We start from the raw sequence: 22063 nt of genomic DNA, 5'->3' as shown, positions 1-22063 counted from the left end.
CCACGATCCTCGCCTAGCGCTCGCATTGTCGAGGCGACCCGTCGGCCGATCGGCAGCGGGGCGGTGAAGACGGGGGTTTTTGAGGGCGATGAGCGGATACCAGAGCGGCAGGCCGGGCGCTGGCGAGACGGCCGAAGATCCCTTCGCGGACCTCGTCGAGATGATTGAAGGGCCGCAGGGCATGGGCGCCCATCGCGGGACCCAGCCGGCGCATCGCGCTTCCGGGCGCCGGCCGATCTTCACGGGTGAGGAGCCGACCGGCGTCGAGGTGGCGCTGATGGATCTGGCAGAGCCCGCTGCGCCGCGCGTTTCGCGGCCCGCCGAGACGGCGGCTTTCGCGCCCGAACGCCATGAGGAATTCCACGAGGCCGCAGTTGCGCCGCGCACCAACGCGCAGGACGATTTCGACCGCCTGATCGCGAGCGAGCTCGCCGCGCTCCAGGCGACGCCGGTCTACACGCAGCCGGCCTTTGCCGATCCCTACGATGCCCATGAGTACGATGCCCATGAGCATGTCGGAGAGTATGAGCAGGACGCCTACGCTTACGGTTACGAAGCCGGCGGTTACGAGCCATACGAGGCCGATGAGGATGGATCGCATTATGCGGCCGTGCCCGATGCGGGGGCACAGGCTCCGGCAGCGGTGGTTGCTCGGAAGCGTCTGGCTGCATCGGGCGGGCGCGGACGGCGCGCGATGTTCTTCGCCGGTGGCGTCGCGGCCGTGGCGCTCGTCGGCGTCTTCGGTCTGTGGGCCGGCAGCGGCGTCATTGCCGGCGCGACCGGCAGCGGCGAGCCGATCCTCATTCGGGCTGATTCCGAACCTGTGAAGATCGCGCCGGTCGATCCGGGCGGTCGCGTCGTTCCCAACCAGAACAACGCCGTCTTCGAGCGCTCTGCGCGAGGCGGACCGTCCCAGCCGCTCGAGCAGGACATGCTGATCTCGGCCGCCGAGCAGCCGCTCGACATCTCGTTCGACGATACGCCGAGCAATCTCCCCGGCGTGATGGTCGGCGCGCCCGAGCTTCCGGACCTCACCGAAATGGCGAGCCTCGAAGAACTCGAGGGTGCGCAGGTCGCCCAGGCGGCGCCTGAGCCCGCCGCGCCATCCCTCCAGCCGCATCGCGTGCGAACCTATGACGTGCGCCCGGACGGGACGCTCGTCCCGCGCGAGCCGGCGGCCGAAGCTGCGCCCGCCGCCGAGCCGGAGACGACCGGCACCGTCCAGCCTACGCTGCCCTATTCCACGCAGCTTCCGCCCGCCACTGCGGAAAGCCCCGCGCCTGCGCTCGAAGAAACGCAGCCGGCCGCGCCGGCCGAATCGACGGCAGCAATCGCCGAGCCGGCGCCGACCCCGCCGCCGGCCGACGCCTTCTTCGTGCAGATTTCCTCGCAGCCTTCGCAGGAACTCGCACAACAGTCGATGTCGACGCTCTCCTCGCGCTTCGCCAGCGCGATCGGCGGGCGCGGAATGTCCATCCAGACGGCCGAGATCCCCGATCGCGGCACCTACTATCGCGTGCGCATCACCACCGCGTCCCGCGAGGAGGCCAACCAGGTTTGCGCGAACGTCCAGTCGGCCGGCGGCAGCTGCTTCGTGACGCGCTGACGCTCGGCGCGGCGCTGGGGGCTGCGCGCCTGGCGCCGGCGCCGGGCTCTCTCGACGCGCCGCCGTCCGGCGGTGCTTCCGACATCATCGAAAGACGGACCATGAGCGTTTCCAAGGCCTGGATCTCGGGCTGCATCGGTCTTGCGCCGACCCGCGACGAGCGCTCCTTCTTTGCCGACGAGCGCCCCTGGGGCTTCATTCTCTTCCGCCGCAACGTCTCGGAAGCGAACCAGCTCTTCGATCTCGTCGCCGCGCTGAAGGAGATCGGCGGCGGTGACGATACGCCGGTCTTCGTCGATCAGGAGGGGGGGCGCATCCAGCGCCTCCGCCCGCCGCTCGCCCCGAACTACCCCACGGCGCGCGACATCGGCGCGATCTTCCGGCAGGATGAGGAGGCGGGGCTGCGCGCCTCATGGCTTCAGGGCCGGCTGATCGCGGGCGACCTCCTCGCCTATGGCATCAACGCCAATTGCCTGCCGTGCCTCGACGTGCCGGTGGAGGGGGCCCATTCGGTGATCGGCGATCGGGCCTATGCGAGCGAGCCGGCGATCGTCTCGGCGCTCGGACGGGCGGCCGCGCAGGGGTCGATGGCCGGCGGCGTGCTCCCGGTGATGAAGCACGTTCCTGGCCACGGGCGCGGCAATGCCGACAGCCATCTCGAGCTGCCCGTGGTTTCTGCCTCGCTGGCTGAACTCGAGGAGCACGACTTTCCGCCCTTTGCCGACCTCGTCGACCTCCCGGCCGCGATGACGGCCCATCTCCTTTTCGAGGCGGTCGATCCTGCCAACCCCGCGACGCTTTCGCCGCGCGTCATCGAGGAGATCGTGCGCGGCACGATCGGCTTCGACGGGCTTCTGATGACGGACGATCTCTCGATGAAGGCGCTGAGCGGGCGCTTCGACGAACGCGCGCGCGCCGCCGTCGGCGCCGGATGCGACATGGTTCTCCATTGCAACGGTGATCTCGAAGAGATGATCGCCGTCTCGCGGGGTGTACCGGAGTTGGAGGGCCGGGCGGCAGAGCGCGCTGCCGCAGCGGTTGCGGTGATCGCCAGGGGCGCCGAACCGGTCGAGGGCGACGATCTGCGGGCCGAATTCGATGAATTGACGCAAAGCTTCGCCTGATCGCGTCTCGCGCCCGCCATTTTCCGTTCCTACATCTGAGTTTGTCGGCGCGCCCGAGCGCGTGCCAGGTCCACGGTTTGCATTGATTTGCCTTGCACAATCGTGTTTGTCAGGGCGTCATGAATTCGGTGCCGCCTTCAGTCGGCGCCATGCGGCGCAGGAGATCGTGAAATGGGTAGCTTCAGCATCTGGCACTGGCTCATCGTGCTTGCCGTCGTGCTTCTCTTGTTCGGCCGCGGCAAGATCCCCGAACTGATGGGCGACGTCGCCAAGGGCATCAAGAGCTTCAAGAAGGGCATGAGCGAGGACGAGGCTCCGACGGCCACGACCGAGCGTCGCTCGATCGACCAGCGTGACGACGAGATCGTCCGCGACACGACCGCTGAGAAGTCGCGCGTCTGAAGCGTCGTTAGGCGAGGGCCTTCGGGGCCTGGGAGCGCGGTACCAACATGTTCGAAATCGGCTGGGTCGAGCTTCTCGTCATCGCCGTCGTGATGATCGTCGTGGTGGGTCCTAAGGATCTGCCGGGGATGCTGCGCACCTTCGGGCGCACGACGAGCCAGCTTCGCCGGATGGCCGGCGACTTCCGTCGACAGTTCGACGATGCGCTGCGCGAGGCGGAGCTCGACGAGCTGCGCAAGGCCGCAGCAGACGTGAAGAAGCTCGATCCGACGAGCGACATCCGCAAGGCCATGAACCCGATGAAGGCGGTGGGTGACGAGATCCGCTCCTCGCTCAAGGCCGCCACGAAGGCGCCGGAGCCACGCGTTCCGCCTGCCGACGCTGCGGCAAGGCCCATGCCGGTGACCGAGGGGGCGCCTTCCGCGCCCGATGCTGCGGTCGCCGGTCAGGCGGACGCTGCGCCGGCGCCCGTCATGGAGCCGATCGGGGCGAATGACGAGACGCGGCGCGAAAGCCCGCAGGAGGCCGTGCGTTGAGTGCATCCGAACGCGACGAGGTCGACGCGTCCTCCGCTCCGCTGATCGAGCATCTGATCGAGCTTCGGCGCCGGCTGATCTGGTCGCTCGCCGGCTTCTTCGTGGCGTTCGTGCTGTGCTTTGCCTTCGCCAAGCAGCTCTTCAACCTGCTCGTCGTGCCCTACCAGATCGGGACGGCGTGGGCCGGGCTCGACTCGGCCAATGTCGAGCTGATCTACACAGCGCCGCAGGAATTCTTCTTCACGCAGGTCAAGATCGCGGCTTTCGGCGGCTTCTTCCTCGCCTTCCCGTTGATCGCCATTCAGATCTACAAGTTCGTGGCGCCCGGTCTCTACCGCGAGGAGCGTGGCGCGTTCCTGCCGTTCCTGATCGCGACACCCGTCCTCTTCCTGATCGGCGCGGCGCTGGTCTATTTCTTCTTCACCCCGATGGTGATGTGGTTCTTCCTGTCGATGCAGCAGGCCGGTGGCGACGGGCAGGCGACGATCGCGCTTCTGCCGCGCGTCTCCGAGTATCTGTCGCTCATCATGACGCTCATCTTCGCCTTCGGACTGGTGTTCCAACTGCCGGTGGTGGCGTCTCTGCTGGTGCGGGCCGGGATCGTCAGCGCCGACGGGCTCGCCGGCAAGCGCAAGTACGCCATCGTCATCGCCTTCATCGTCGCGGCGGTCATCACACCACCCGATCCCCTGTCCCAGATCGGTCTTGCGATCCCCACGATCCTTCTCTACGAGGTCTCCATCATCACGGCCCGGATGATCGAGAAGAAGCGTGCCGAGCGTCTCGCCGTCAGGGAAACGCCGGCCGAATAGCCATCGGCGGCTGCTCGGTCGAGGCAGCGGTAACGGTGGAATATGCTCGACCTGAAGTGGATACGCGAAAATCCCGAAGCTCTGGACGAGGCGCTGCGCCGGCGGGGCGCTGCGGCGCTTTCCGCAAGGCTGCTGGCGCTCGACGGCGAGCGTCGCGCGCATCTCTCGAGCCTTCAGGAGTTGCAGGGGCGGCGCAACGAGGCGTCCAAGCAGATCGCTAGCGCGAAGGCCGCCAGGGACGAGGCGCTGGCCGCAAGCCTGATCGCCGAGGTCGCGGATCTGAAGGGCCGCATCCAGGCCGGCGAGGAGACCGAGCGCCGCATTGATGCCGCGCTCCAGGACGCGCTGGCGCAGGTGCCGAACGTTCCGCTCGCCGATGTGCCCGAGGGGCCGGACGAGAGCGCCAATGTCGAAATACGTCGCGTCGGCGAGAAGCCGCTCTTCGACTTCGCGCCGCGCGAGCACTTTGACCTCGGCGAAGCGCTCGGGATGATGGATTTCGACCGGGCGGCCAAGATGTCCGGTTCGCGTTTCACGGTCCTCACCGGCAAGCTCGCACGGCTGGAGCGCGCGCTCGGCCAGTTCATGCTGGACGTCCACACCGGCGAGTTCGGCTACGAGGAGGTCTCGCCGCCGCTTCTGGTGCGCGACGAGGCGCTCTACGGCACCGGCCAACTGCCCAAGTTTTCGGAGGACCTGTTCCGGACCGGCGAGGGGCATTGGCTTATCCCGACCGCCGAGGTTTCGCTGACGAACCTCGTGCGCGAGCAGGCGCTGGACGAGGCGGCTCTGCCTCTGCGCTTCACCGCACTGACGCCCTCCTTCCGTTCCGAGGCGGGTTCGGCGGGCCGCGATACGCGCGGCATGCTGCGCCAGCACCAGTTCTACAAGGCCGAGCTCGTCTCGGTGACGACGCCTGAGACCGCGCTGGAAGAGCACGAACGCATGACGGCGGCGGCCGAGACGGTGCTCAAGCGCCTCGGCCTGCACTACCGTGTTGTGACGCTTTGCGCCGGCGACATGGGCTTTGCCTCGCAGAAGACCTACGACATCGAGGTCTGGCTGCCGGGGCAGGACACGTTCCGCGAAATCTCGTCCTGCTCGGTCTGCGGCGACTTCCAGGCCCGCCGCATGAACGCGCGCTACCGGGTGGATGGCGGCAAGCAGCTTCGCTACGTGCACACGCTGAACGGCTCGGGCACGGCGGTGGGACGCGCTCTGATCGCCGTGATGGAGAACAACCAGCGCGCCGACGGCTCGATCATCGTGCCGGAGGCGCTGCGGTCCTACATGGGCGGCATCGAGATCATCGAAAGGGCGAACTGACGATGCGTATCCTCCTGACGAACGACGACGGCATCCACGCCGAGGGTCTGGAGGTGCTGCGCCGGATCGCCGCGACACTCAGCGACGACGTCTGGGTGGTAGCGCCGGAAACCGACCAAAGCGGCCTGTCCCACTCGCTGACGCTGTCCTCGCCGCTGCGCCTGCGCCAGATCGAGGAGCGCCGCTTCGCGCTGACCGGAACGCCGACCGATTGCGTCATCATGGCGCTGAAGAAGGTGATGCCGGAGCCGCCGGACCTCGTTCTTTCGGGCGTCAACGCCGGCGCCAACATCTGCGACGACGTCAGCTATTCGGGCACGGTCGCGGGGGCCATCGAGGGCACGATGCTCGGTCTGCGCTCGATGGCGCTCTCGCAGGCCTTCACGCCGAACTCCAACCGCGAGGCGAACTGGCAGACGGCCGAGCGCCACGCTCCGGCGATCATCGAAAAGCTGCTCACGGTCGAGGCGCCACTCTCGACGCTCTTCAACATCAATTTCCCGGCGATCGGTCCCGATGCCGTCGTCGGCACGCGCGTCACCCGGCAGGGCAAGCTGGACTATGCGCTCGGCCTCGAGGAGCGCCGCGACGGCCGCGGCTTTCCGTATTTCTGGTTGAAGTTCGGTCGCCAGGCGGGCCGGGAGATCGAAGGCTCCGACATTGCCGCGCTGGGCGAGGGCTTCGTCTCGGTCACGCCGCTGCAACTCGATCTCACCGACCACGAACTGCGCGGCGAGATGGCCTCGCTCTTCGCGTGACGGCAGACGCATGACCGCATCGCGCGATCGCGAGGATCTGGCCGGCTTCTTCCTGCGCATGCGCTCTCGCGAGAGCGTTCCGGTGAAGCTTCTGGAGGCGGTGGAGGCGGTGCCTCGGCGCCTGTTCCTGCCGGGCGTCGAGGGCGATCTCTATGCCGACCAGTCCTTCCCGCTGCCCTGCGGGGAGACCACGCATTCGGCGGGCCTCGCATTGCGTGTCGTCAACGCGCTCAAGGTCCAGCCCGACAGCCGTATCCTGGAGATCGGCACCGGCTGTGGCTACACGACGGCGCTCCTGGCAAAGCTCGGCGCGCGAGTGACGACGCTGGAACGATACCGGACGCTTCACAAGGCGGCGAGCCAGCGGCTTCTCGACCTCGGCCTGACGAACGTGACCGCGATCCTTGAAGACGGGCGTGAGGGCTATGCCGAGGGCGGACCGTATGACCGCGTCCTCGTCCATGGCGCCTTCGAGGAACTTCCGCGTGCCTTTCTGGAACAGATGGCATCGCCGAGCATCCTCGTCTGCGCCATCGGGGATCCTGCCGGGCGGCAGATGCTGACGCGCAACCACAAGGCCGGCAGCCGTTTCGAGACGGAATCGCTGTTCCTTGTTCGCACCCAGCCGCTGAAGGAAGGTGTCGCGCAGGCTTTGTGAGACAAATTCGCCGGCCTGCTCCGGGTCTTAACCGGGCAGTAATATTAACGGCGTCTATTGGCTGCAGGTCGTATTGCGTGGGGACGGTGACTTCGATGAGTGAGCGCGTCATGGTGAGCTTGAAGCGCGGTTGGGTGCGTTCGGTCGCAATCGTCGGTGTGGCGGCGGCGGTCGCCGGCTGCAGCAACGATGTCGCAAGGCTCAACGACGGGTTCTACACCGGCGCGATGCCGCAGCAGGCCCCCGCGCAGCAGTCCGTCGCCTCCAACACTTACGGCATGGGAGGTGTCGACACGACGAACACCGGCTCAATACAGTCCCAGTACCCGGCTTCGGCCGGGCAGGGCACGGGTTACGGTGCTTCGTCGGGCGTGGAGCGTTCGCAGCTTCCCCCGCCTCCGGGCGCTGCCTACCAGTCGGCTCCGCAGCCTGGCGCCATGCAGGCGACGAACTTCCCTTCCGAACCCGCTCAGCAGCAGCAGGCGTCCTCGACCGTCCCGCAGACGCGTCCGGCCGCCGCGCCGACCCAGTCCGCGACGGCCCAGCCGGGCGGCACCGTGACGGTCGCCGCCGGCGACTCGCTCGGGGCGATCGCGCGCCGCACCGGCGTCAGCGTCGCGGACCTTCGCAGCGCGAACAACATCACCGGCGACAACATCCGCATCGGTCAGACGCTGACGTTGCCGGGCGGCGCCTCGCAGAACACCCGCGTCGCCGCGCTCGGTGCGCCCGAGACGACGCTGCAGGCGCAGGCCGCCACGCAGGCGAGCCAGCCCTCTGCCGCCACCCCGGCCGCGCAGCCCGCGCTCCAGCAGCCGGCGCCTCAGCAGCCGGCACAGGCCGCTGCGACGACGCCCGCCGCGCCTGCCGCGACGCAGCCCGCGCCTGCGGCTCCGGCCGCCCCTGCGACCACCGTCGCGGCCGAGACGGAGCGCGAGGTCGCTTCGCTCGCCCCGCAGTCGACCGGCATCAGCCAGTTCCGTTGGCCGGTGCAGGGCCGCGTCGTCAACGGCTTCGGCGATCGCGTCGGCTCGCGCCGCAATGACGGCGTCAACATTTCCGTGCCGCGCGGCACGCCGGTGAAGGCAGCCGAGAACGGCGTCGTCATCTACGCCGGCGAGGGGCTGAAAGAGTTCGGCAAGACCGTTCTCGTCAAGCACGACAACGGCCTCGTCACCGTCTACGGGCATGCCGACGAGATTCTCGTCGAGCGCGGCGCGACGGTCACGCGCGGCCAGGATATCGCCAAGGCCGGCATGACCGGCGAGACGGAAACGCCGATGCTGCACTTCGAGGTGCGCAAGGATTCGACGCCCGTCGATCCGATGACGTATCTCTGATCTTGGCGCACCGAATTTTGAGGCCCGGCACCGAAAGGCGCCGGGCCTTTGTCGTTCAGCCGAGGCGCATGCCCTTGGAGGCGGCGAAGTCGGTGACGAACTGAAAGGCGACGCGCCCCGAGCGACTGCCGCGCGTCGTCGCCCATTCGAGCGCGGCGCGGCGCACCTCTTCATCCTCGGCCTCGATGGCGTAGGCATCGAGATAGCGCGAGACCATCGTCAGATAGTCGTCCTGGGAGCAGGCGTGGAAGCCCAGCCAGAGGCCGAATCGATCCGAAAGCGAAACCTTCTCCTCGACCGCCTCGCCGGGCGTGATCGCGGTCGCCTGCTCGTTCTCCATCATCGAGCGGGGCAGGAGATGGCGGCGGTTGGACGTGGCGTAGAAGAGGACGTTGGACGGACGGCCCTCGACGCCGCCCTCCAGCGCCGCCTTCAGTGACTTGTAGGAGGCATCGTCGCCGTCGAACGAAAGATCGTCGCAGAACAGGAGCACCGGCACGTCGGCGTCGCGCAGATGCACCATGAGGCCGGGCAGGTGCTCGATGTCCTCGCGGTGGATCTCGATCAGCTTCAACGGTGTGTGATCGGTGTTCACTTCGGCGTGGACTGCCTTCACCAGCGAGGACTTGCCCATGCCGCGCGCTCCCCACAGGAGGGCGTTGTTGGCCGGCAGGCCGGCCGCGAAACGACGGGTGTTCTCCAGAAGCGTCGCTTTGGACCGCTCGATCCCCGCGAGGATGTCGAGCGGCACGCGCGCCACCTGCGGCACAGGACGCAGCGTGGCGGGCGGCTCGAAGACGAAACAGTCGGCCAGATCGAGGTCGGGCAGTTCGGGCGCGGGCGGCGCGCTTCGCTCCAATGCGGCCGCGACGCGGCGAACGGTTGCGACGAGCTCTGCCAGCATGTCCCTCATCGGGCTCTTCCCCCTCCGCATGCGCGCGGTGTAGACCCGCGCCCCTCGCGCCCGGCACGCCTTGTTGCATTCGACCGGACCGTTCGTATATTGCGCGCACATCGTAAAGGCCCGTCCGGTGCCGTCGTCTACACCTCGAGGAGAAATCATGTTCGTGTCCCCGGCTTTCGCGCAGACCGCAGGTGCGGCTGGTGGTACCGAAAGTATCCTGATTTCGATCCTGCCCTTCGTCGCGGTCTTCGCGATCATGTACTTCCTCATCATCCGTCCGCAGCGCCGCAACATGAAGAAGCGCGAGGACATGCTGAAGAACATCCGCCGCGGCGACACGGTCGTCACCGGCGGCGGCATCGTTGCCAAGGTCACGAAGGTGATGGACAACGGCGAGCTCGAGGTCCAGATTTCAGAGCAGGTCAAGGTGCGCGTCCTTCAGGCGATGGTCGCCGATGTCCGCGTGAAGGGCGAGCCCACCGCCGCCAACACGAAATAGCCGTTTTAACGGTCAATTGCGCAGACGGCCGCACGGTTTAGCCGCGCGGCCTCAACCTTTATCTTGCGGTTCGAAGACCGGGACTCCTCGCCCCGCATCCTGAATGTCGATCGGGCCGATCATGCTGCATTTCACGCGCTGGAAGACGATACTTATCTGGCTGATCGTCGCACTCGGGGTGCTGGCTGCGCTTCCGAACGTCCTGAGCCAGCGCCAGATCGACGCCCTGCCGTCCTTCATGCCGAGCCAGCCGATGACGCTTGGCCTCGATCTGCAGGGCGGTTCGTACCTCCTCCTGGAAGTCGACCGTGCCTCGCTCGTCGCCGAGCGTCTGCAGAACACGCGCGATCAGGTGCGACAGGCCCTGCGCGGTGCCGGCATCGCCTATAGCGGCCTTTCGGACGAGGGGCAGCGGATCGACTTCCGCCTGCGCGATCCCTCGCAGTCTGCCGCAGCACGCACCGCGCTCCAGCAGCTCCTTGCGCCCGTTTCGTCGGGCATGCTCACGGGCGGTTCGGTCACCGAACTGTCCCTCGCCGAGCCGCAGCCGGGGGTTTTCAACCTCACGCTGACGGACGAGGGCATCAACTACCGGCTTTCAAACGCCGTAGCGCAGTCGATCGAGGTCGTTCGCCGGCGCGTCGATGAGGTCGGAACCACGGAACCGATCATCCAAGCCCAGGGTCTCGACCGCATCATGGTGCAGGTCCCTGGTCTGCAGGATCCCGATCGCCTCGCAGCGCTTCTCGATCAGACCGCGCAGCTTACGTTCCGGCTCGTGGACACGCAGAACTCGGCAGAGGCCGTGGCTTCGGGCAGCGCCCGCGCACCGGCCGGAACGGAACTCCTCTACACGACCGACGATCCGCCGTTCCCCATCCTTGTGCAGCGTCAGGTGATGGTCTCGGGCGAGAATCTGAGCGGCGCACAGGCCGGCTTCAACTCGCAGACGAACGAGCCGGTGGTGAACATCACCTTCGATTCGCGCGGGGCCCAGCAGTTCGGCGCGGTCACGCAGCAGAATGTGAACCGGCCCTTCGCGATCGTGCTCGACAATCAGGTGCTCTCGGCGCCCAACATCAACGAGCCGATCCTCGGTGGTCAGGCGCAGATCTCCGGCAATTTCACCGTTCAGTCGGCTAACGATCTTGCGGTGCTCCTGCGCGCGGGCGCGCTGCCGGCGACGCTCGACATCATCGAGGAGCGGACGGTCGGACCCGGGCTAGGCGCCGATTCGGTCGAGGCCGGTCAGCTCGCGGCGATCGTCGCGGCTGTCTTCGTCGTCGTCTTCATGATCGTCTGCTACGGCTTCCTCGGGTTGATCGCGAACGTGGCGCTGATCGCCAACGTGATCATCCTCGTCGCACTCCTGTCGTTCCTCGGCGCCACGCTGACCCTTCCCGGCATCGCGGGCATCGTGCTGACGATGGGCATGGCGGTCGATTCGAACGTGCTGATCTACGAGCGCATTCTGGAAGAGCGGCGGGCCGGCCGCTCGGTGATCCAGGCGATCGATGCGGGCTTCAACAAGGCCCTCGGCACCATCATGGATGCCAACATCACGTCGCTGATCGCAGCCGGCATCCTGTTCTTCCTCGGCTCCGGTCCGGTGCGCGGCTTTGCCGTCACGCTCGCGCTCGGCATCTTCACGACCATCTTCACGGCCCTGACCCTGACGCGCTGGCTGGTGTCCTACTGGGTCAAGCGCCGCCGCCCGAAGGAAGTCCCACGCGGGTGGGTCTCGCCGATCCCGCACGGCACGCGTTTGCGATTCATGGCGGTGCGCAAATGGGGGTTCGGCGCCACACTTGCGCTGTCGCTCGGAGCCGTTGCGGGCTTCGCGGCTACAGGGGTGAACTACGGCATCGACTTCACGGGCGGTACGGTCATCGAAGCCCGCGCCAAGACAGGCGAGGCGGACGTTGCGCAGATCCGCGCCGACCTGTCCGGTCTCGTGGAAGGCGATGTGCAGGTTCAGGAATTCGGCTCGCCGAGCGACGTCCTGATCCGCTACGCCGTGCAGGAGGTCGATCAGCAGACGCCGCAGACGAGCATCAACGCGGTACGTGGCGCGCTGGAGGCCGATTACGACCTCTCGCGTGTCGAAGTGGTGGGCCCGACGGTTTCCGGCGAACTGGCCTTGGCCGCGATTCTCGGCCTTCTCGGCGCACTCGCTGGCATCTCCTTCTATGTCTGGGTGCGGTTCGAGTGGCAGTTCGCGATCGGCGCCCTTGTCGCGACCGCGCACGATGCGCTGATGGTGCTCGGGTTCCTCGTCGTGACGCAGCTCGAGTTCAACCTGTCCACCATCGCCGCCATCCTCACGGTGATCGGGTACTCGCTGAACGATACGGTCGTGGTATTCGACCGAATCCGCGAGAATCTGCGCAAGTTCAAGAAGATGACGATCTCGGACGTAATCGACCTCTCTCTCAACGAGACGCTGTCTCGCACGATCCTGACGGCCGCGACGACGCTGCTCGCACTTGTGGCGCTCTACGTCTTCGGCGGTGGCGTCATTCAGACCTTCGTCGCCCCGATGATCGTCGGCGTACTCGTCGGCATCTACTCGTCGATCTTCATTGCGGCGCCGGTTCTGATCTTCTTCCAGCTTCGCAAGACCAATGCGAAGGGTGAGGTGATCGAGGAGGAGGTCGACAGGCGCGGCGAGATCACCGGGAGCACGCCCACCCCGCAGGGCCGGACCTGAGGCCCGCCATGTCCGAGACGAGCGTACGAGACGCGCATTATCCGCGTCCCGCGCCGATCGACTCCTACGGCAACGGCGGCTTCCGCTTCGCCGACATGTCGCATCGTGGCTCGCTCCTCTGCCTGCCGTCCGGTCTCTATGGCTGGGGGGCGACGGTGGAGCGGCCCTTCGAGGGCGAGCGGCTCCTGAAGGCGCTAAACGAAGCCGAAGGCATCCGCTTCATGCTGTTCGGCACGGGTCCCGAAATCCGGCGCCTGCCGCCGGCGCTCATGGAGCGCTTCCGCCGCGCCAGCATCTCGGTCGATCCGATGTCGACGGGCGCGGCGGTGCGCACCTACAACATCATGCTCTCGGAGGGACGGCCGGTCGGCGCCGCGCTCGTTGCCGTCGAGTGAGCGGGTCGTCCGAAGCAAAGCTCGACGCGGCCTTCGCACATTGCCTCGAAGAGCTGCGAAGGGCGGATCCTGATCGCGCCGTCGCCCTGGCCTTCGCGCCGGCGGATGCGCAAGGACCGCTCGCCGCACTCTACGCGTTCGATCGCGAGACCGCGAGCGTGCGGGATCACGTCAACCAGGCGCTGCCGGGCGAGATCCGGTTGCAATGGTGGCGCGACCGGCTCGCCTCGGACGCGGTCGATCCGCTGGCGGCCGGGGAGGGCTCGCCCGTGGCCGGCGCGTTCATGGCGACGATGCGCCGGTTCGATCTGCCGGTTGCGATCGCGGAGCGCCTGATCGACGCCCGCATCTTCGACCTCTATGACGACACCATGCCGGACCGCACCGCGTTGGAAGCCTATGCGGGAGAGACCGCATCGACGATTCTGATGCTGGCCGCGATGATCCTAGACCGCAACGCGGCCCAGCGCTGCGCCGATATCGCCGGCCATGCCGGCGTCGCTCTGACGATCGCCACCGTTCTGGAGCGCGGCGTGACGCGGCCGGAGCGCGCGCAAGCCTTCGTGCCGGACGAGATCTTCGAGGCGGCGGGTGTCACGCGCGCGCAGTGGGCGGCCGAACCGAGCCAGGACAGCCCGGTGACGCAGGCGCTGATGGCGCTCGCCACGGAGCATCATGCCAAGGCTCGTCGCCTTTGGCCGGCGCTGCCGCGGAGCGTTCGGCCCGCGTTCCTGCCGGTCACGCTCGTCCCGGCGCGGTTGCAGGCGGCCGCAGGCGCGATCGGGAGCCGCCCGGCATCGCCGCCGCGCGGCGTCGGACCGTTCAGGCGCAGCTTTCTCTACTGGCGCGCGCTGCGCGCCCGGCAGACAACGGCATGATGGGGCTCGCGGGCCCATTTCGCAGGAGCGCGGCAGTCCTGCGTGGTCTGGGCACCGGCGCGTTTCTGGCAACGATGCGCTTCCCGCTCGCCGCCGTCCTGATCCTGCTTTTCTCCGTCCTGGCCAACCTCGAGGTCGCACGTCTCGACGTCGGGCTTGACCTGACGCGGCTCCTGTCCGCCATCGCGGTTGCGGGCGCGGCTTCCGTCGCCGCACGCGCGGGCCTGGAGCCCCTGCTCACAGCGCGGCCGTTCGCTCTGGCTGCATTGCCCGTTATGGTGGGCCTCTCGCTGGCGCTGTTGGTCTGGTTCGGGCGCCCGCTTCTCCTCTTCGCGCCGGCCCTCATCTGCGCCTCGATCCTGTGCGTGCCGCTTGCCCCCTTCCTGCGACATGGGTCGTCGGGTGCCTTCTGGTGGCACAGCCTGTGGACGATCGTTGGCGTCACGCTCGCCTTCTTCTCAATTCTGCTCTTTGTCGCCGGCTTTTTCGCCATCCTGGAGATGGTCCGTTTCCTCTTCGACGTCGGCCTCTCGAACCGCGCCTACGAGCATATCCTCGTCACGTCGTTCACGCTGGTCGGTCCGCTCTTCGCGCTCGGCCGTGTGCCGGCGCGCGACACCAGCCCGGAAGCCGGACCGCTTGGCGAGGAGAAGCTTGTTACGGTGGTGCGTCCCCTCTTCGACTGGGTGGCCGCGCCGCTTGCGCTCGTCACGGCGCTCGTCCTGCATCTGTATGCCGGGCGTATCCTGCTGACGGGAGAAGTGCCGGCAGGCGAGATCGGCTGGATCGTCAGCTTCTTCTCGCTTCTCGTTCTCGGCGTTCGAATCGCGATCGACCCGTTCCTGGAGCGCGGTGCGCTGCCCGCACGGCTCTTCGGGCGCCTCTGGGCGGCGATGCTCGTGGTACCGCTGGCGCTTCTTGCCTATGCGCTCTGGCTGCGGATTGGCGGGGAGGGCGTCACGGCGCCCCGTTACTTCCTGGCGCTCACGGGGAGCGGCGTCGCGGGCGCGGTTATTCTTCAAGCGTTCGGGCCAACGCGGGGCGACATTCGCTGGATCTATGCGGTCGCGCCCCTGCTTCTAGCTCTGTCGGTCGCTGGGCCGTGGAGCGTCGGTAATATCGTCGGTCGCAGCCAGATCGCGCTGATCGAATCGCGCTTCGTGGAGGGTGGGCGCCTGCGCCTTGAGGGTCTGGAGCGTCGCGAGCCGCTGGAACTGCGCTCGCGGATCTCGGCGCTGGGCGATGTCGGACAGTTGTCTCGGCTGGAGCCGTTCATACCGCCCGAGCGCGCGGAGGCGCTGGCGGCCGCAACGCGATCGGGCGAGGCGGGCACGCGAGCGGTTCTGGCCGCGCTCGGCCTGTCGTTCTCGGCGCCCGGCGTGGCCGAAACGCGCGGCATTTCGACCTTCGGCGCAAGACCATTGCCGCTCGCGGGTTACGACCTCGCTGTCACCGGCCTCTACGCGCATCCGCTGGACACGACCGGCAATCGTGCCGTGGACGCGCAGGAACTGGCGGCCTGGCTCGATGGCCAAGGGCTCGTCGTGCGGTTCCGTGCGATCGATGATCGTTTCGATCTGGCGCAGACCATTGCCGCCTTGCCCGAAGATCTCTTCGGCACCGATCCGGTCGATGCGCCTGTGTTGGATCTCGTCTCGCGTGGCGGGCGGTCGGCGCGCCTGCGCGTCGAATCGCTGACGCTCGACCGGACCGACGCCCCGATCGGCCTCGGCTTCACAATCCTCCTGCGCGCGTCGCAGTGGCCGTCAGGCGGCAGCGGCGGCTGAGGCAGACTGCCCGTCGAGCCAGACCGCGAAGTCCGCGAGCGCTCGGGCGGAGAGCGCGCGCCGTTTGGCGATGGTCTTTTCTTTTCCGCGCAGCCGCTTGCCTTCCTCGCGCGGGACCTCCACCGGCGGGAACAGCCCGAAATTGACGTTCATCGGCTGGAAGGAACGTTTGCCGCCCTCTTCCTCGGCCAGGATGTGGCCGCCGGTGATATGACCCAGAAGTGCGCCCATCGCAGTGGTCGCAGGCGGCGGCGTGACGGCGCGCCCGAGCGCCTCCGCCGCCGCAAAGCGCCCGGCCATCAGACCGACGGAGGCCGATTCCACATAGCCCTCGCAGCCAGTGATCTGGCCGGCGAAGCGAAGCTGCGGGCGCGATTTGAGCCGCAGCGTGCCGTCGAGAAGGCGCGGGCTGTCGAGATAGGTGTTGCGATGCAGGCCGCCGAGCCGGGCGAACTCCGCGTTCTCGAGCCCGGGGATCGTACGGAAGATGCGCACCTGCTCGGCGTATTTCAGCTTCGTCTGAAAACCGACCATGTTGTAGAGCGTGCCGAGCGCGTTGTCCTGGCGAAGCTGGACGACGGCATAGGCCTTGATGTCGGGCTGGTGCGCGTTGGTGAGCCCCATCGGCTTCATGGGCCCGTGGCGCAGCGTCTCGGAGCCGCGCTCGGCCATGATCTCTATCGGCAGGCAGCCGTCGAAATAGGGCGTGCCTTCCCACTCGCGGAACTCGGTCTTCTCGCCGGCAGTCAGTGCAGCGACGAAAGCCTCGTACTGCGCCTTGTCCATCGGGCAGTTGAGATAGTCCTTGCCCGTGCCCCCGGGGCCCACCTTGTCGTAGCGCGACTGGAACCAGGCCTTGTCGAGATCGATCGTGTCGAAATGGACGATCGGCGCGATCGCGTCGAAGAAGGCGAGTGCATCGCCGCCCGTCTCCGCGCGGATGGATTCGGCCAGCGCCGGCGCCGTCAGCGGTCCGGTCGCGATGATCGTCCGGCCCCATTCTTGAGGCGGGAGGCCGGAAATCTCCTCGCGCCGGATCTCGACCAGCGGATGGGCTTCCAGCGTGCCGGTGACGGCTGCCGCGAAACCCTCGCGATCGACCGCGAGCGCGCCGCCCGCCGGAACCTGGTTCTCGTCGGCGCACCGCATGATGAGCGAGCCGGCCAAGCGCATCTCGGCATGGATGACGCCCACGGCATTGGCGGTCGCGTCGTCCGAGCGGAAGGAATTGGAGCAGACGAGCTCGGCCAGGGCATCGGTCTGGTGTGCGTCCGTGCCCGTGACGCCGCGCATCTCGTGCAGCACGACCGGAACGCCGGCCGATGCGATCTGCCACGCGGCCTCGGAGCCGGCGAGGCCGCCGCCGACGATGTGAATGGGTTCTTTCGACATGCCGGCGTCATACCATCCGGCGCCTCGGCATGAAAGGCGGCAGCTTCGGTGGCGCGGCAAGGCGTCGACGAGGAGAACGTCAAACGACAACACCCGCCGGGGGAGGACCGGCGGGTGTCGTTTGGTGGCCTCTCGCTGGGAGGAGGATGCGAGAGGCTCTATTCGCTTCGGCCCTGGGAGGAGGATGGGCCGCTGCGAATCTCTGGATCTTTTCGGTGCCCGTCGGGGGAGGACCGACGGGCACCGTTAGGTGCCTCTCGCTGGGAGGAGGATGCGAGAGGCTCATCCGCTACGGTCCTGGGAGGAGGATGGACCGTGGCGAAACCCTTGACTGTCAGCGCGTCGCCTCGCGTGCAAGACGCGGGATGTCCGAGCGCGCGATACCGAGGTCGGAGAGTTCGCGAGACGTCAGCTTGTTCAGCTCGCTGCAGGTCTCGCGGTAACGCCGCCAGTTGCCGTAGGAACGAACGAGGTTCATGTCTGCGCCCTTTCCCTTTCCTGATCTAATCGTTTGAACCGGAGTTTGTCGCCCCGCTTCGATGGTTGAGAGATAGGCGGGAGGTGGTTTTCTCACCAGCGTTCGTTCCGCATGGCAGGTCTGCGCTTTGTGCATTGCGGTAGGGAAGGTCCGCATCCGAGGGATCGCACAGAGGCCCACTTTGCGGTTTGACGCTGAAAACGCCGGTGATATAGAACGCGCGCCGCGCGACGGCTGTCTTCATGGCCGAGCGGGTGTGGCGGAATTGGTAGACGCACTTGGTTTAGGTCCAAGCGCCTAACAGCGTGGGGGTTCGAGTCCCTCCACCCGCACCAGAAGAACATTCATCGCGAACGCGACACGGAACGACCATCTGCGGGCCGTCGGCCCCGGTCAGAGCTAAAGGGTGCATGATGCAGGTAACGGAAACCAAGGCCGAGGGCCTGAAGCGCGAGATCGAGATCGTCGTGCCGGCTTCGGATCTTGAGGCTCGGCTGCAGACGCGTCTCTTCGAGACGAAGGATCGCGTCCAGTTGAAGGGCTTCCGGCCGGGCAAGGTGCCCATGTCGCACATGCGCAAGACGTATGGCCGGCAGTTCATGGCCGAGATCGTGAACCAGATCATCAACGAGACGCCGCGCAACGTCATCGCCGAGCGCAACGAGCGCTCCGCGATGCAGCCCGAAATCCAGATGACGGAAGACGAGGCCGAGGCCGACAAGGTTCTGCGGGGCGAGGGCGACTTCAAGTTCACGCTTGCCTACGAGACGCTGCCCTCCTTCGAGCTGAAGGAGACCAAGGACATCAAGATCGAGCGTCCCGTCGTCGAGATCGCCGACGAGGAGGTGGAAGAGCAGGTCCGGCGGATCGCAGAGAACGCCCGCGAGTACGAGACCAAGAAGGGCAAGGCCGCCGAGGGCGACCGCGTCACGATGGACTTCGTCGGCAAGATCGACGACGAGCCGTTCCAGGGCGGCTCCGCGACCGATTCCAACCTCGTGCTCGGCTCGGGCCAGTTCATCCCGGGCTTCGAGGACCAGCTCATCGGCGTGAAGGCTGGTGACGAGATCAAGGTCAATGTCGACTTTCCCGAGGACTACGGCGCGGCGCATCTCGCCGGCAAGTCAGCTGTCTTCGACGTCACGGTCAAGGAGGTCGCGGCACCGGGCGAGCTCGAGCTCGACGACGAACTGGCCAAGAAGATGGGCCTCGAATCGATGGAGCGCCTGCGCACCGTCGTTCGCGAGCAGATCGAGAGCCAGTTCGGTCAGCAGACGCGCCAGAAGGTGAAGCGCCAGCTCCTGGACGCGCTCGACAAGGACTATGACTTCGTCCTGCCCGAGAAGCTGGTCGAGGCCGAGTTCAACAACATCTGGACCCAGGTGTCGCGCGAGCTCGAGCAGTCCGGCAAGTCCTTCGAGGACGAGGACACCACCGAGGAGAAGGCGCGCACGGACTATCGCAAGCTCGCCGAGCGCCGCGTGCGCCTGGGGCTCGTCCTCTCCGAAATCGGCGAGAAGGCCGGCGTCACCATCTCCGACGAGGAGCTGCAGCGCGCGGTCCTGGCGCAGGTCCGCCAGTTCCCAGGCCAGGAGCAGCAGATCTACGACTACTTCCGCAATACGCCGGAAGCCGTGCAGAGCCTGCGCGCTCCGATCTACGAGGAGAAGGTCGTCGACCACCTCCTCGCCACGGTCGACGTCACCGACAAGACGGTGACGAAGGAAGAGCTGATGAAGGAAGACGAGGAGGACGCGCTGGCCGCCAGCTGACGCTTCACCACCGTCCTGTATGAAGAGCCCGGCCCCTGCGGCCGGGCTTTGCGTTTGCGGGTGCGCTCAGTCAAACCTTTGCCGCACGATTCGCGCATGGCCACTCCGCTCGCAGGCTGCGAGCGCGACCGAGAACCCGAGAACCGATCGCCGAGAGATCTCCGCAAGAATGACTTTCAAGGCTCCGCTCCGCTTCCTCGCCGCCGTCCTCTTCACCGTGCTTTTTGCCGCCCCGGCGATGGCGCAGGTGCCGGGGCTTCCCGGGGCCGGGAGTTCGGTCCCCGCGGCCGAGGAGCCGGCGGCGCCGAGCGCGGAGGAGCGATCCACCCTCGACGATCTTATTCGGATCCTGGAGACGCCGGAGACGCGCGACCGGCTGATCGAGTCGCTGCGCTCGCTGGCCTATCAGCCCTCCGCCTCCGAGGCGGGAGGGGAAGCGGGCGCCTCCGTGGAGATGGAGATCGGGGAGTCCGTCCCGGCCGCTCTCGCAGCCTCCACGAGAGCCACCATCGGTGCCGTCACCTCGCTCGTCGAGCAGGGGGTCGGCGTCGTGGAAGATGGCGCGGATCTGCTTTCGGGGGCGGGAACGATCAACGTCCCGCGCGTATACGACGCGATCCTTCCCGTCTTCTCCGTCGCAGTCGCCGTCTTCGCGGTCTATTTCGCGCTAGCCTTTTTGCAGCGCCCCCTGCTTGACTGGATCGCCGGGCGGGCGAGGCCCGGCATGCCGTTGCGTCGTCTCGGCCTTCTGATCCTGGCAACGCTCGTCAGCGTGGTGAAGATCTTTATTTGCGCGATCGCTGGCCACATCGCCGCGATCGTCTTCTATGCCGGGCCGCCGAATTTCGAGCAGGCGCTGTTTCTGAACGCCTTCTTCATCACCTCGATGATCCAGATCACGCTGTCGGCTTTCGTCGCGCCCTATCATCCTGCGCTGCGCATGACGCCCTTCGGAGATAACCAGGCGCGCTACTGGTACGGGCGCCTCGCCTTCATCATCATTCTTCTCGGCTACTCGTTCCTGTTCATCGCGCCGATCGTGGAAACCGCCTCAAGCGAAGGAGCGGCCAACGCCGTGCGCTTCGTTGCGGTGACGATCGCCTATCTGACCCTCGTCTTCTACATTATCTTCAACCGCAAACGCGTGGCCGAGCGGCTCCAGCGGCGCCACAAGGCTGGCGAAGACGGTTTCCAGGCACGTGTCAACGCGCTGCTCGGCGCCGTCTGGGCGCCGCTCGCCTTTGCGTTCGTCACGGCGCTCTACGGGCTCTGGCTCTCCAGTCCGCAGGACGGCTTTCGCTTCATGCTGGTCGCGAGCCTGCATTCGCTGGCCGCCATCGTCGTCGGCGGGCTCATCATAACCCTCCTGACCCGCCTCATTGCGCGAGGCATCAAGGTGCCGGCGAAGACGCGCGAGCGCCTGCCGCTGCTGGAGCGGCGTATCAACGGCTTCGTGCCCCGGCTGCTTTTCGCACTGCGCACGATCGTCATCGTCTGCGTCTTCATGGAGCTTTTGGCCGCCTGGTCGATCTTCGACTACGGCCAGTGGATTTTGTCGCAGAACGGCCAGCGGATGCTGGGCGGGGCCTTCAGCGCCTTCGTGATCCTCGTCGTCGGCTTCACACTCTACGTCCTCGTCTCGTCCTGGGTCGAGTATCGGCTGAATCCGAACTTCGGGACGGTGCCGGCGGCGCGCGAGCGCACGCTCCTCTCGCTGTTTCGCAACGCCTTCACGGTCATTCTAGGCGTCATCGTCATGATGCTCGTCCTGTCGCAGATCGGCATCGACATCGCTCCGCTCCTCGCTGGTGCCGGTGTCGTGGGTCTCGCCGTCGGTTTCGGCGCGCAGAAGCTTGTCCAGGACATCATCACAGGCGCCTTCATCCAGGTCGAGAACGTCATGAACGAGGGCGATGTGGTGCAGGTCGGCGCGACCTCGGGCGTCGTCGAGAAGCTTACGATCCGCTCCGTCTCGCTGCGCTCGCTGGACGGTACCTATCATCTGATCCCGTTTTCGTCGGTCGATCAGGTCTCCAACATGACGAAGGATTTCTCGAACTACGTCGCGGACGTGGAGGTCGCCTACCGCGAGGATACCGACGAGGTTCGCGCCGCGATGGAAGAGGCGTACGATCGCCTGCGCGCCACCGATCAGGGCGAGAACATACTCGGCGATTTCGAGTTCCTGGGGGTCGAGACGCTGGGCGCTTCCTCGATACTCGTGCGCGGGCGCGTCCGCACCCTGCCGGGCAAGCAGTGGGGCGTCGGGCGCGTGTACAAGGCGCTGATCAAGAAAGTCCTGGACGAGCGACGCATCGAGATCCCGTTCCCGCAGACGACCATCTGGTTCGGTACGGGCAAGGATGGCTCGGCTCCGCCGCTGCGTATGCTGCAGGCCTCCGAGGATGCCCAGCATGCCGAGATCGCGCGTTCGGTTCCGAAGCCGAAGATCGCCAGCGCTGCCGCGACATCGGTCGACGACGCCGAGGGCGCGGACCGGGAGGAAGCAGCCGAGAAGGCCGAAGAGGAGCGTTCGCAGGACGAGGAAGAGACCCGGCGAATCTGACCGGGCGCCTTCAACGGGCCGCCTCGTGCGCCCGCCTTGCATGGCCGGGCAGGCCCATCCTATCTGTGGTGCTCAACTCGCCACCGATTCGGGTGCGTCACGGCGCCCGATCGCAAGCCC

Annotated in this window: 19 protein-coding genes and 1 tRNA gene; 17 read left to right on the top strand and 3 right to left on the bottom strand. The window is 66.9% G+C overall.

The genetic code is table 11. The features are described 5' to 3' along the window. Positions 1-88: 88 nt before the first annotated feature. The 9 genes from H1343_RS10745 (at position 89) to H1343_RS10705 (ending at position 8562) form a co-directional block, all read left to right on the top strand. A complete protein-coding gene (locus tag H1343_RS10745; RefSeq protein WP_185982910.1) occupies positions 89-1606 on the top strand; it encodes an SPOR domain-containing protein in 1518 nt (505 codons plus the stop codon). Between the two features lie 101 nt (positions 1607-1707). Then, a complete protein-coding gene (gene nagZ, locus H1343_RS10740; protein ID WP_185985604.1) occupies positions 1708-2730 on the top strand; it encodes a beta-N-acetylhexosaminidase in 1023 nt (340 codons plus the stop codon). A 171-nt stretch (positions 2731-2901) separates the two neighbouring features. Further along, positions 2902-3132: a twin-arginine translocase TatA/TatE family subunit gene (locus H1343_RS10735; protein ID WP_185982909.1), complete on the top strand. Its 231-nt coding sequence runs from the start codon at positions 2902-2904 to the stop codon at positions 3130-3132. Between the two features lie 47 nt (positions 3133-3179). Then, positions 3180-3668: a Sec-independent protein translocase protein TatB gene (gene tatB / locus H1343_RS10730; RefSeq protein WP_185982908.1), complete on the top strand. Its 489-nt coding sequence runs from the start codon at positions 3180-3182 to the stop codon at positions 3666-3668. Then, positions 3665-4480, top strand: coding sequence for a twin-arginine translocase subunit TatC (gene tatC / locus H1343_RS10725; RefSeq protein WP_185982907.1), 816 nt, complete (start codon positions 3665-3667; stop codon positions 4478-4480). Before tatB ends, tatC begins: the two co-directional genes overlap by 4 nt. A gap of 42 nt (positions 4481-4522) precedes the next feature. Further along, positions 4523-5806 (top strand): serine--tRNA ligase, encoded by a 1284-nt coding sequence (serS, locus tag H1343_RS10720; RefSeq protein ID WP_185982906.1) that lies wholly within the window; start codon positions 4523-4525, stop codon positions 5804-5806. A gap of 2 nt (positions 5807-5808) precedes the next feature. Beyond that, positions 5809-6564 carry a 5'/3'-nucleotidase SurE gene (surE, locus tag H1343_RS10715; RefSeq protein WP_185982905.1) on the top strand — a complete coding sequence of 252 codons (756 nt, stop codon included), beginning with the start codon at positions 5809-5811 and terminating at the stop codon, positions 6562-6564. Positions 6565-6574: 10 nt separating this feature from the next. Beyond that, entirely contained in the window at positions 6575-7222 is a 648-nt protein-coding gene (locus H1343_RS10710) for a methyltransferase domain-containing protein (RefSeq protein WP_185982904.1), read from the top strand. 95 nt (positions 7223-7317) lie between these two features. After that, a complete protein-coding gene (locus H1343_RS10705; protein WP_185982903.1) occupies positions 7318-8562 on the top strand; it encodes a M23 family metallopeptidase in 1245 nt (414 codons plus the stop codon). Between the two features lie 55 nt (positions 8563-8617). On the opposite strand, the gene H1343_RS10700 is transcribed toward H1343_RS10705, so the two are convergent. Beyond that, positions 8618-9475: an ATP-binding protein gene (locus tag H1343_RS10700; protein ID WP_185982902.1), complete on the bottom strand. Its 858-nt coding sequence runs from the start codon at positions 9473-9475 to the stop codon at positions 8618-8620. Between the two features lie 148 nt (positions 9476-9623). Between H1343_RS10700 and yajC the strand changes: the two genes are divergently transcribed. The 5 genes from yajC (at position 9624) to H1343_RS10675 (ending at position 15735) form a co-directional block, all read left to right on the top strand. Continuing rightward, positions 9624-9965 carry a preprotein translocase subunit YajC gene (yajC, locus tag H1343_RS10695; protein WP_185982901.1) on the top strand — a complete coding sequence of 114 codons (342 nt, stop codon included), beginning with the start codon at positions 9624-9626 and terminating at the stop codon, positions 9963-9965. A gap of 121 nt (positions 9966-10086) precedes the next feature. Next, entirely contained in the window at positions 10087-12675 is a 2589-nt protein-coding gene (secD, locus tag H1343_RS10690) for a protein translocase subunit SecD (RefSeq protein WP_185985603.1), read from the top strand. 8 nt (positions 12676-12683) lie between these two features. Continuing rightward, positions 12684-13070 (top strand): Mth938-like domain-containing protein, encoded by a 387-nt coding sequence (locus tag H1343_RS10685; RefSeq protein ID WP_185982900.1) that lies wholly within the window; start codon positions 12684-12686, stop codon positions 13068-13070. Further along, positions 13067-13948: a phytoene/squalene synthase family protein gene (locus H1343_RS10680; protein ID WP_185982899.1), complete on the top strand. Its 882-nt coding sequence runs from the start codon at positions 13067-13069 to the stop codon at positions 13946-13948. The genes H1343_RS10685 and H1343_RS10680 overlap by 4 nt, the downstream gene beginning before the upstream one ends. After that, entirely contained in the window at positions 13945-15735 is a 1791-nt protein-coding gene (locus tag H1343_RS10675; RefSeq protein ID WP_185982898.1) for a DUF4153 domain-containing protein, read from the top strand. Before H1343_RS10680 ends, H1343_RS10675 begins: the two co-directional genes overlap by 4 nt. Here the strand turns inward: H1343_RS10675 and trmFO are convergent. Beyond that, positions 15715-17127, bottom strand: coding sequence for a methylenetetrahydrofolate--tRNA-(uracil(54)-C(5))-methyltransferase (FADH(2)-oxidizing) TrmFO (gene trmFO / locus H1343_RS10670; protein ID WP_185982897.1), 1413 nt, complete (start codon positions 17125-17127; stop codon positions 15715-15717). The two genes, H1343_RS10675 and trmFO, sit on opposite strands and share 21 nt — an antisense overlap. A gap of 334 nt (positions 17128-17461) precedes the next feature. Continuing rightward, on the bottom strand, positions 17462-17605 hold the full coding sequence (locus tag H1343_RS10665; protein ID WP_185982896.1) for a DUF1127 domain-containing protein: 144 nt from the start codon (positions 17603-17605) through the stop codon (positions 17462-17464). A 250-nt stretch (positions 17606-17855) separates the two neighbouring features. On the opposite strand from H1343_RS10665, the gene H1343_RS10660 reads away from it, so the two are divergent. The 3 genes from H1343_RS10660 (at position 17856) to H1343_RS10650 (ending at position 21943) form a co-directional block, all read left to right on the top strand. After that, positions 17856-17940: transfer RNA gene (locus H1343_RS10660), tRNA-Leu, on the top strand. A 78-nt stretch (positions 17941-18018) separates the two neighbouring features. Further along, on the top strand, positions 18019-19377 hold the full coding sequence (tig, locus tag H1343_RS10655) for a trigger factor (protein ID WP_185985602.1): 1359 nt from the start codon (positions 18019-18021) through the stop codon (positions 19375-19377). Positions 19378-19546: 169 nt separating this feature from the next. Beyond that, the gene (locus H1343_RS10650; protein ID WP_185982895.1) at positions 19547-21943 is read left to right on the top strand and encodes a mechanosensitive ion channel domain-containing protein; all 2397 of its coding nucleotides are present in this window, start codon (positions 19547-19549) and stop codon (positions 21941-21943) included. Positions 21944-22063 lie beyond the last annotated feature (120 nt).

The sequence above is a fragment of the Aureimonas mangrovi genome (assembly GCF_014058705.1).
Taxonomy (GTDB): domain Bacteria; phylum Pseudomonadota; class Alphaproteobacteria; order Rhizobiales; family Rhizobiaceae; genus Aureimonas; species Aureimonas mangrovi.
The sequence above is the reverse complement of the archived record's forward strand: the minus strand, read 5'-3'. Positions and strand labels throughout refer to the sequence as shown.